Origin of the sequence: Nostoc sp. FACHB-133, assembly GCF_014698055.1 — a bacterium.
Taxonomy (GTDB): Bacteria; Cyanobacteriota; Cyanobacteriia; order Cyanobacteriales; family Nostocaceae; genus Nostoc.
Genome location: NZ_JACJSH010000017.1, coordinates 141,174 through 150,949 on the forward strand (window position 1 = coordinate 141,174; position 9,776 = coordinate 150,949).

Below are 9,776 nucleotides of genomic sequence, written 5' to 3' on the forward strand. Positions count from 1 at the left end.
TCTTACCAATTGAGTTTTTGCTCATTCCCATACAGAATATGAGAACAAAATCATAAAAAATCAAGCTTTTTTAAGGAAAGGCGCGAAGCGCATACGCGAACAAGGTTTCAGGTTTTCAATGCGTAAGTCCTGTTTTTGCCGTGCTGTACCAGATGCCGCAAGAAGGTCGGTATTTATCCTTATTTTTTGAAAATCCAGCATTTAATAGAGTTTTGAGGATAAATCAACTTGACATTATCAAGATTAAATTGATAGCATTTAAAACCCTTAGTTTTTGTGTTATAGTTAAATAAATATTTAAATTGTTGAGCAAGTAAAATATAACAATATGTTTTATTTTAGCTAAACAAAATCTTGGGCGAGGTTGATATTAAGTGAAAATTCAAGCGTTGGATGTCAAGGCTGGCGATCGCATTATTGCTTACTGCAACAACAAAATGCAAACCTGCAAGGTAAAACGCATATTAGATCCTGGTCAAGCTAATATCACATTATCAGTATTCACTTCTGAAAATTATCGCGGTTGCTCAGTTTCATCTATAGTCCGCTTCCAATCGAACGCTTTAGTTGATTTGGTAAGTTAAAAATCAAGAAAACATTCAATCTCAAAACTGTCTCTAGGTATTATCCAGCCTGAAGCTGGATTTAATTTATCTTAAATGTGCGATGCCTATGCACATACAAACTTGTTAATTGTGGCTGGATAATTTTTCATCAAAAAGTCAGTGATGCTAAACCAGTCAAGACAATAGCAATAAACTAACTAAATAAACAGTAGCGGACATTTGGTCGCTTTTAGACAATGGGCTTAAGCCCATTGTTTATTTTGCTAGTTATTTTTCACATCATAAGCCATGTTAAAGAAATTAGATTTCAGCATTCTCATCTAGAATGGTTCCTTCTACATTGGCTCCATACAAATTCGCTCCGCTCAAATTTGTTTGGTTCAAATCTGCTTGGGTAAGATTTGCCTGGGATAAGTCGGCTACAGTTAAGTCTGCACCACTCAAATCCGCTCCATCTAGATTCGCCGCTATCAAGCTTGCTTCCTGCAAATCCGCCTCACTCAAGTTAGTTTCAATCAACTTAGCAACCGTCAAATCAGCTTGACTCAAATTAGCTCCTTCCATTGCTGCTCCATCCAAGATAGCTCCATCCAAGATAGCTCCGCTTAAGTTGCTACCACTGAGGTTAGCATTAGTCAAATCAGCTCCATTTAAGTCTGCTTCAATCAAACTAGACTGGGCTAAATTAGCATGACTCAGATTAGCTCCATCTAAAATAGCTCTATCTAAAATTACATCACTGAGATTGGCTTCCCTTAAGTTTGCCTCGCTTAAGTTGACACCAGTAAAGTCTCTGACACCTGCGGCATAGTTTTTCAGGAATTGATCTGCTTTCATATCTGTCGCTGTGCTAAGGAACGCTTAATTGAGGCTATAAAAATGACTTAGACAAAGCAGTATGTCTCCAGTACGCGCAACGGAGAAGGGGTGTGGAAGATAAAACTAGAGTAAATATGAAATCAGCTTTATATATATTAGTTATCCTCTATTACTGGCGCTACTACCTAGAGTTATGAGTTATTTTCATACTTGGGAGGGATGTTGAGAAATGAAAAAATTTAAGCATTAGTGCAAAGCGATCGCTATACTCAATTGTGGTCTTTCTGGCTAGCAAGCTGATTTGAACTGAGACATTCTTTAGTGAGACTAGTAGCCTATCAATTTAAGCTTGACAGACTACTAAAAACCTAAGTTTACTCGGAGTACCAGTTATAGCAGTGGGTAGTTCACACTTCACCACCAACCACTACATCTTGAATTCGGAGACTAGGGCCACCACAACCCACTGATAAACCGTTTTGTCCTCCCTTGCCACAACCGCCGGATTCATCCCAATAAAAATCATCACCAATTGCCTCAATATCCGCTAAAGTTTGGAATACATTTCCCGAAAGCGTTACATCCCGCACAGGTTCAGCAATTTTGCCGTTCCTAATCATCCAAGCTTCCCCGGCGCTAAAGGTAAACATCTCACCATTCGTCATTCCACCTAACCAATTACGGGCATAAACTCCTTCTTTGATATCAGTGAATAAGTCTTTGACTGGTGTTTTACCCCTTTCAATCCAGGTATTTGTCATCCGCACAATAGGAGTGAAGTGATAATTCAGACATCTGGCATTACCAGTAGGCGCTTCCTGCAACTTGCCAGCAGTTTCACGAGAATGTAAACGTCCAACTAAAACTCCATCTTTAATTAATTGCGTAGTTGTAGCAGGCGTGCCTTCATCATCGTAAAAATAGCTACCGCGATGTCCCTCTGGAGCTGCACCATCAAAAATTTGGAGTTCTTCTGGGCCAAACCTCCGTCCAATGGTCATAACTTCTAACAAATCAGGATTTTCGTAAGCCATATCAGCCTCAGAAAGATGTCCGAAAGCTTCATGAACAAACAAACCCGTGAGAATTGGGTCGATGACTACGGTATAAGTATTGCCTTTGACAGGTGGTAAAGATAAAGCTGCGATCGCTCTTTGAGCCGCACCTTTTACTTGTTCATCCAAATCAGTTAAATCTTCGTAAGCTTTGCGAGAACCAGTAGTTTCCCGTCCAGTTTGTACGGTTTCGCCATTTCTGGCAGTGGCGGCAAAGCGCATTTCCATATCCACCCAAGATTGCTCGATCAAAGTTCCTTCTGAGGTAGCAATGATCACTCTTTGAGCGCTGTCACCATAACGCACTGAGGTAGTGGTAATCCGATCATCAATACTTTTGAGCAATTCAGTATAGCGATCGCACAATTGTTTTTTCTTGGAAAGTGGAATTTTTCGGGGATCAGTGCCTTTTAGGGGTAGAACGCATACTGCTTGCACCGGATCAATGGGCGCAAGTAAAGTTTCTTCATCACCAACCATTCGCGCCGCAGCGATCGCTTCTTCTATCCGATCCTGAATTGTTCCCAGTTGGTTGAAGCAGCTTAACCCCCACCCACCCTTGTAACAAGCGCGAATATGTCCACCAATGGAGATACCTTCACTGAGGGTTTCTACCTTGTCGCCACGCAACAAGATATCAGTCCCTTCTGCTTCTTCAAGGCGAATCATCAGATAATCTACACGCTCACTGTAGCGGGCGATTAGATCAGAAAGTAAATTCTGTGCGTCAGCAAGTGTACTCGGCATTTCCAGGTAGTTACAATGACGAACTGCATTTATTTTGCAATTATTTGGGCAATTTTTGCTACTCAATGTTAAAGTTGCCTATAAAATCATTACCTAGAGGATGTTTGAGAGGGTGAACTGCGATCGCTGACTCTTAGTACTTCCTTTTTTAGGATGGGTAAGAACTCAAGGATGTGCTAAGGTAGTTAGGTGAGAATAAAATTCGGTTACAGCGTTTGTTTTTAGTATTGACAGGCTTTTCCCTTTTGGTCTTAACAAGCTTGTCTCCGAAATCTAAATCTCTACACACCTATGATTTTGGAGATAACGCATGTCAATTTATGTAGGTAATCTATCCTACGAGGTCACACAAGAAGACCTTACATCTGTTTTTGCTGAACATGGTTCTGTAAAACGCGTTCAGTTGCCTACTGACCGTGAAACAGGCCGTCCACGTGGCTTTGCTTTCGTAGAGATGGGCACAGAAGCTGAAGAAACAGCTGCCATTGAAGCTCTTGATGGTGCTGAGTGGATGGGACGCGACCTTAAAGTCAACAAGGCTAAACCCAAGGAAGACAGAAGTGGTTCCTTTGGTGGTGGTGGTGGCGATCGTCGCGGCGGCGGCGGTGGCGGATACAACCGAGGACGCTACTAAGGTTTAAAATCAAAAATTAAGTTTTAACGTCTTAAGGGCAGAATCATTATCTGCCCTTTTTGCGCTCCGATCTACTGGATGCTTTGAAATTGCCCAGTACCAATTAAGTAGGAGATGAAAATGACCCAAGTATTTGTGGGCGAAAATGAAGGAATTGAATCGGCCTTGCGTCGATTTAAGAGAGAAGTTTCCAAAGCAGGTATTTTCCCAGACATGAGAAAAAATCGTCACTTTGAAACCCCTTTGGAAAAACACAAGCGCAAAGAAGTTGCAAGACACAAACAACGTAAGAGAAATTTCCGTCGCAATTGAAAACAAGCGATACCTACGATAAGCGACAATAACGCACTCTCTGATTATATTTTTAGTTGTTGAAGGGGCGATCGCTGTACTCCTGGATGTGAATCGAAAGAGTAAGTTTTGGTAAAGCCATTACTGATTATGGGATGGGCAATGTAAATAAAGGTGTGTCCCCCAATTGACAAAAACTTGTTATCGTTACTTCCGGGCTAGCGATCGCTACGCTAACCTTAATATACCTGGCTAAAAAATTTATTTTTGATATTCCCTGAGTAGTCAACCAGACTTTTTAAGTATCTGTCTTGAAAAGGGGAATTTTAAATTTTGGACTTTCCTACGGAATGCTACGCGAACGGCATCATCGCGGCTCTACTGAGCCATCGCCGAACGTCTTACTCAAAAGTTTTTAAAATTGAAAGCTTCAAAATTCAAAATTTAAAAAGGTCTGAGAAGAAGCGAATTTAAACGCGAGAACAATTTTATTATCCCAAACCTTATTGAGTAATTTGTAGCTCTAGAGAAGTTTGGGCAGGAATACTGTTGCCCCTGCCTCTAAACTTCCTTGGTGATTTTCCTAGAAAACGCTGGCACTGATACTGAGAGCAAAACCGATTTACGGATTCACTTATAGGTGAACTATTACCTCAAAACCATCCATATTGAGCATAGCTGAGTGTTCAGTTGCTACCTATAGCGTGTGTTTTTAAGGAAATAACTAATAACCCTGAAACACTTATTTCACTCCCCAATTAGATGTGATTATCATAATTTTGCTTTTTGTTAAGTATGATTTACTAAGTTTGCAAGCCTTTTTCCTCCTGAGTAGCAAGAGAGCGAATTAACTCCCGAATCACATCAGTTGCTGGTCTCCCTGTTATTGAACAGTATTGTTCAAGCTTCTGTGCCTCGGTTGATGTGAGATTGATGGTAAGTCGTTTAGCAGCCCATTTTTTATTCATGTAGGGGACAGATAAGCTATGTTTTTAAACTACTTCTCTAATATCAATCATTTAAGATGCTACTACAATGGTATAAGTAATGACATCTAGTTCAAGTGATCGTGAAGTAGGATAGATGTTTTTCTAAGCAATAGTAAAAAAGTATGGTTTATTCTCAAGTATGAAGTTTAACTATTTTTAGAGCAAGAATTATAAGCACAATGTAAAAGAAATATTTAAATAAGTAAAAATAAAATAAGTATTTCCACTACTGTCAGATTTTCAATAATTAAGATGATTTGGTTCTGTAAATAATCAAGTCTAGTCCATGACTTCATTAAAAAATGCTGTGTTTTAATTTAAAGTAATTAGTGCTAGTCCAATACTGCTTGGGGTTTTGCATTTTTAAATCGAAATTGGGTTCAGAGAAAAGGTTAAAGGTTTTTTCTTTCCCCCTTTTATCCAAAATCCAACAAGTATTGGGTGTCAGTCAAAGACCAGACTGGCATAATGTAGGCGAATGTGAAACTTCATCAAGTACTAACTAGGCTGTAATCTATAAAACTCATTTTTAGCTAGTCTTACCTAAAAATAAATATCGTACTTTTAAAATTCCTGAATTGTGAGTTTTTCATAAGATAGAAGATTTGTTTTCTGCTGCTTCAATAAACGCCTCAAACTGACCATCAGGTGTCCATTGAATAGCCCCATCGCGTCCCGTAAAAAATAGTTTAGTTTGGCTTTGATTTAGTTCCGATAAAACCTTTGGATCAAAGTTAACAGAAGAAGCGATCGCCACTTGTGGTTGCAGAGCAATAACCAAATCCTTTAATGACTGAGGGGAACACCACAGGACTTGTGGACGAGGCAAGCTCCCATTTTTGACTAATTGCTGTACCTCTTTAGACTTGACATTACCGACTAATAACCAATTCTGATCTAAAATTTGCAATTGTAAGATGGGTAATTGAGCGTTGATTAACTGCGCCACTATTGAACCCGTTTTGACAGCTTGACCAACTGCCATTGGTTGATAAAATCCCTGATGCTTTTGTAATTCTTGTTGAATTGCCTGAGTGGCAATAGAATTTTCTGGATTGGGGGAATATTCATAAAAATTTTGGATTGGTAAACGTTGCAATAATTCCAACCAAGCATTACTTTCATTGCCTTGAAAATCAGTTGCGATCGCCCAATTGATTTGATTGATACCTTGCTGTTGTAAAAACGGTAGGATTGTGAAACGTCCAGTCCCTTCATCACCACTATTAATTAGAGTTACAGTTCCTCTATCTTGAACAACTACAATTGGTTCCGTACCAGATTCTAATACCGTTATCCTAAACAATGTATTTGTAGAATGCCAAAGGGGGATGAATACTAAACCAATGGCAATCACATTAGCAACCCACCACCGTCGCTGCCACCAAGGAACTAGCCAAACCAGTATAATCAGTAAATAAATAGTCAAAAGCTGCCAAGTGGATATACTACCTACAGCAACAGAATTTCCCGGCAACTTGCTAAAAAACTCCACTAATTTAATTAGCCAGTCTGTCGGGTAATGTAACACCGATGCGATGAAGCTTCCTGCCTGAGTCCAAATTAAACCTACTAAAGCACTAATGATTCCACCTATACTAATGATCGAAATTAATGGAGTACTAACCACATTCAGCAACAAACTATAAGATGGTACAACCCCAAATACAGAAAGTTGTACAGGTAAAGTCCAAAGAGTCGCAGCAAGGGGAACGGCAATTAAAGAAGCGATCGCAGGTGGTAGCCATGCTAGGCGGTCGACTAATGCCGGTACTGTTACGATTAAGCCCAGCGTTGCTAAAAAACTCAATTGAAAACCTAAATCCCAAATCCATAAAGGATTAAACACTAATAACAGAGTTGCTGCTAATAGCAATGATCCGAACTGTTTTACCTTCCTTTTTAATAACAAACCCACTAATGCCGCAAAACCCATAATTACGGCTCTGAGAACCGCAGGTTGAAAACCTGTTAAACTTAGAAAAATTATTAAAGCTAAAAAGCCAAGGGTAAATTGCGTTGCTTTTTTTGCCCGTCTGGTTAACTGTAAGATTACACTTAAAATCAAAGAAGTTTGGAATCCAGAAGCTGCTAAAGCATGAGCTAATCCGGCTTGTACAAACAAGTCGCGGATATCGTAAGGTAAATCAACAGCTTTGCTACCTAAAACCATTGCACTGACAAGAGGCCCTTCAGGGATACCCAACCAACGAACTTGCGATCGCACAATTCGCTCCCGAATTTGCCACCATCCCCATTTACGTTCCTGATCCAAAACATTTATTTGTCGCCCAATCAAACCAGCAAATGTTCCTTCCTGCTTAAGAAACTTCTGAAAATCGAAACTACCAGGATTGGAAGCCGCCTTTGGTTTGTACAAAATCCCAGTCACAGCAATTTGTTGACTAGGGTATAACCCAGTAGCCTGAAGTATGGGCACTGTCACATACAATTTGCCCGTTACTCCTTTTGGGACACCTGCTGAACCTTTTTCATTTTTGACCTCATCTATCTGAGTTGCTTCCAGCCAAAATTGTCCTCGCTGACTGCGAGTTAAGCGAGGATTACTCGCCACTTCCCCACGAACAATCACAAGTTGTTCTTGATTATTGCTATTTCCAGACGGAACAAACTGACTAATATCTTTTGCACCAGGTTGTGGCACTCGCCATTGAAAATATAGAGTTGCCAATAATCCTACTAAACCAGCAGCTAGCCATATTCGAGGATGGGGATTAGTTTGCCAGGTATTAGGCACTGCCTTATTTTTGCTTCCAGCCTTTTCTACTTTTTGGGCAAGTTGTTGTGAACTGGTGCATCTTCTAAAAAGAATTGCTCCCACTATCCCCAGAACCAAAATCCACACACCGCCCCAAGGAACTGCTGTAAACAGCAATCCCAAAATGTAGCCAAGACAAATAATTACACCACTGGTTTGAATCATAAGATTTTTTGTAAAAGCACCTGACACCCAGAATTCGCAGATGACTTAAAAATAGCTAGAGTAGCAATAGAGAAAAATTGGCGTTGCTGAATTTGGCAATGAAATTCAAAAATCAAATATTCCAAACTCTTATTATCTGCGGCTGGAGTACCTCTGCGTAAGCTTTTCATTTCTTTAATAGACATCTTTGAAAGATTTTGATGCCTGTGGTGAAGTATAGTCCATCAAGTTTATACAAACAAAGCCCGCCTGTGCGGGCCTTATCTTGTAGCCTTAATCTTCCAGATTCAAGATTTAACGGTATTTCTGAACTTTAGCAATAGCTACATGATTAAAGATATGCCTAGCTTATTGGAATGCAAAATCAAAGGTTTGCTAACCTGCGGAGGCAGATTTCGTTTGTGTAGCCGCGACTTCTACTTGCCCAACAGGTATGGCTGGTTTTAAATCTTTGAGCAACGGAAAACCCAATTTCTCCCTTTGCTCTACATATAAATGAGCAACCTTCCTAGCCAAATGCCGAATCCTGGCAATATAGCGAGTTCTCTCCGTCACCGAAATTACACCTCTAGCATCCAGCAGATTAAACGTGTGCGAACACTTCATTACATAATCCAAACTGGGTAACACCAAACCCTTCTCCGTTAACTGAGTAGCTTCCTGCTCATACAAACTAAACAGTGTCAGCAGCAATTCAGGATTAGACGCTTCAAAATTGTATGTACTCTGCTCAATCTCATTTTGCAGAAAAACATCGCCATAAGTAATATTGTCCGTCCAATGAATTTTAGTAATTGCCTCCACTTGCTGGAGATACATTGTCAGCCGCTCTAAACCATAAGTAATCTCAATCGACACAGGACGGCAATCAATTCCCCCACACTGTTGGAAGTAGGTAAATTGAGTAATTTCCATCCCATCTAACCATACTTCCCATCCAGTACCCCAAGCTCCCACCGTTGCATCTTCCCAATTATCCTCTACAAACCGAATATCGTGGTCTTCAGGACGAATACCTAAAACCCTTAATGAATCAAGATAAATCTCCTGGATATTATCTGGCGAGGGCTTAATCAGAACTTGGTACTGATAATAGTGTTGGAAACGGTTAGGGTTTTCACCGTACCGTCCATCCGTTGGGCGACGACATGGTTCAACATAGGCAACAGCCCACGGTTCCGGCCCCAACGCTCTTAAAAATGTCTGCGGATTCTTAGTACCAGCCCCCTTCTCAATATCGTAAGGTTGGGCGATAAGACAACCGCGCTCACCCCAGAAGTGATGCAATAAACTTATTACGGATTGAAAATTCACGGTTCCCCCATCCTTAGTTGGCACAGTGCATAAACCATTGTTGCCTAGAAGGCGTGGATGTGGGGAGTTTCAGGGGACAAAGAAACAGTCCAAAAGAATTTTGGAGAAAATAGTTGACACGAGGGGGTGTGTTCGCTATATTGAATAAGTGCCTGAAGCGGAGAGCTTAAAGCGACTCGCAAAAAGGTATACCGAACCTTGAAAATATTATAGTTTGAAAGCAATTATACAGCAAGTGTGTTGCGTCAAGAAAATAAAAATAACTAAGCTGAAGTTAAAAAAGAGCAGCTAAATTGAGCTAATAAAGCAAACACTTCAAAACGGAGAGTTTGATCCTGGCTCAGGATGAACGCTGGCGGTATGCTTAACACATGCAAGTCGAACGGTGTCTTCGGACACAGTGGCGGACGGGTGAGT

9 protein-coding genes and 1 rRNA gene are annotated in these 9,776 nt (G+C 40.4%); 4 read left to right on the forward strand and 6 right to left on the reverse strand.

Going from position 1 to position 9,776, the window contains the following annotated elements; genetic code table 11:
- Nucleotides 1–374 precede the first annotated feature (374 nt).
- Nucleotides 375–584 carry a hypothetical protein gene (locus tag H6G86_RS15970; protein ID WP_041565457.1) on the forward strand — a complete coding sequence of 70 codons (210 nt, stop codon included), beginning with the start codon at nucleotides 375–377 and terminating at the stop codon, nucleotides 582–584.
- Between the two features lie 282 nt (nucleotides 585–866).
- Here H6G86_RS15970 and H6G86_RS15975 read toward each other — a convergent pair whose 3' ends face one another.
- Both H6G86_RS15975 and H6G86_RS15980 read right to left on the reverse strand, forming a co-directional pair.
- Nucleotides 867–1,403 (reverse strand): pentapeptide repeat-containing protein, encoded by a 537-nt coding sequence (locus tag H6G86_RS15975; RefSeq protein ID WP_190935142.1) that lies wholly within the window; start codon nucleotides 1,401–1,403, stop codon nucleotides 867–869.
- Nucleotides 1,404–1,792: 389 nt separating this feature from the next.
- Complete coding sequence (locus tag H6G86_RS15980; RefSeq protein ID WP_190935143.1) at nucleotides 1,793–3,187, reverse strand: TldD/PmbA family protein; 1,395 nt, start codon at nucleotides 3,185–3,187, stop codon at nucleotides 1,793–1,795.
- Nucleotides 3,188–3,497: 310 nt separating this feature from the next.
- Between H6G86_RS15980 and rbp the strand changes: the two genes are divergently transcribed.
- Both rbp and rpsU read left to right on the forward strand, forming a co-directional pair.
- Entirely contained in the window at nucleotides 3,498–3,821 is a 324-nt protein-coding gene (rbp, locus tag H6G86_RS15985) for an RNA-binding regulator (RefSeq protein WP_114085123.1), read from the forward strand.
- A 120-nt stretch (nucleotides 3,822–3,941) separates the two neighbouring features.
- Nucleotides 3,942–4,133 carry a 30S ribosomal protein S21 gene (gene rpsU / locus H6G86_RS15990; protein ID WP_069073774.1) on the forward strand — a complete coding sequence of 64 codons (192 nt, stop codon included), beginning with the start codon at nucleotides 3,942–3,944 and terminating at the stop codon, nucleotides 4,131–4,133.
- Nucleotides 4,134–4,915: 782 nt separating this feature from the next.
- Here the strand turns inward: rpsU and H6G86_RS15995 are convergent.
- From H6G86_RS15995 to glyQ, 4 genes are all read right to left on the reverse strand, one after another.
- Nucleotides 4,916–5,080: a CopG family transcriptional regulator gene (locus H6G86_RS15995; protein WP_190935144.1), complete on the reverse strand. Its 165-nt coding sequence runs from the start codon at nucleotides 5,078–5,080 to the stop codon at nucleotides 4,916–4,918.
- 610 nt (nucleotides 5,081–5,690) lie between these two features.
- The gene (locus H6G86_RS16000; protein WP_190935145.1) at nucleotides 5,691–8,045 is read right to left on the reverse strand and encodes a ComEC/Rec2 family competence protein; all 2,355 of its coding nucleotides are present in this window, start codon (nucleotides 8,043–8,045) and stop codon (nucleotides 5,691–5,693) included.
- Nucleotides 8,042–8,230 (reverse strand): hypothetical protein, encoded by a 189-nt coding sequence (locus H6G86_RS16005; RefSeq protein WP_190935146.1) that lies wholly within the window; start codon nucleotides 8,228–8,230, stop codon nucleotides 8,042–8,044. Before H6G86_RS16005 ends, H6G86_RS16000 begins: the two co-directional genes overlap by 4 nt.
- Before the next feature lie 190 nt (nucleotides 8,231–8,420).
- Nucleotides 8,421–9,359: a glycine--tRNA ligase subunit alpha gene (gene glyQ, locus H6G86_RS16010; RefSeq protein ID WP_190935155.1), complete on the reverse strand. Its 939-nt coding sequence runs from the start codon at nucleotides 9,357–9,359 to the stop codon at nucleotides 8,421–8,423.
- A gap of 317 nt (nucleotides 9,360–9,676) precedes the next feature.
- On the opposite strand from glyQ, the gene H6G86_RS16015 reads away from it, so the two are divergent.
- Nucleotides 9,677–9,776 (forward strand): 16S ribosomal RNA (locus H6G86_RS16015); the annotation flags it as partial.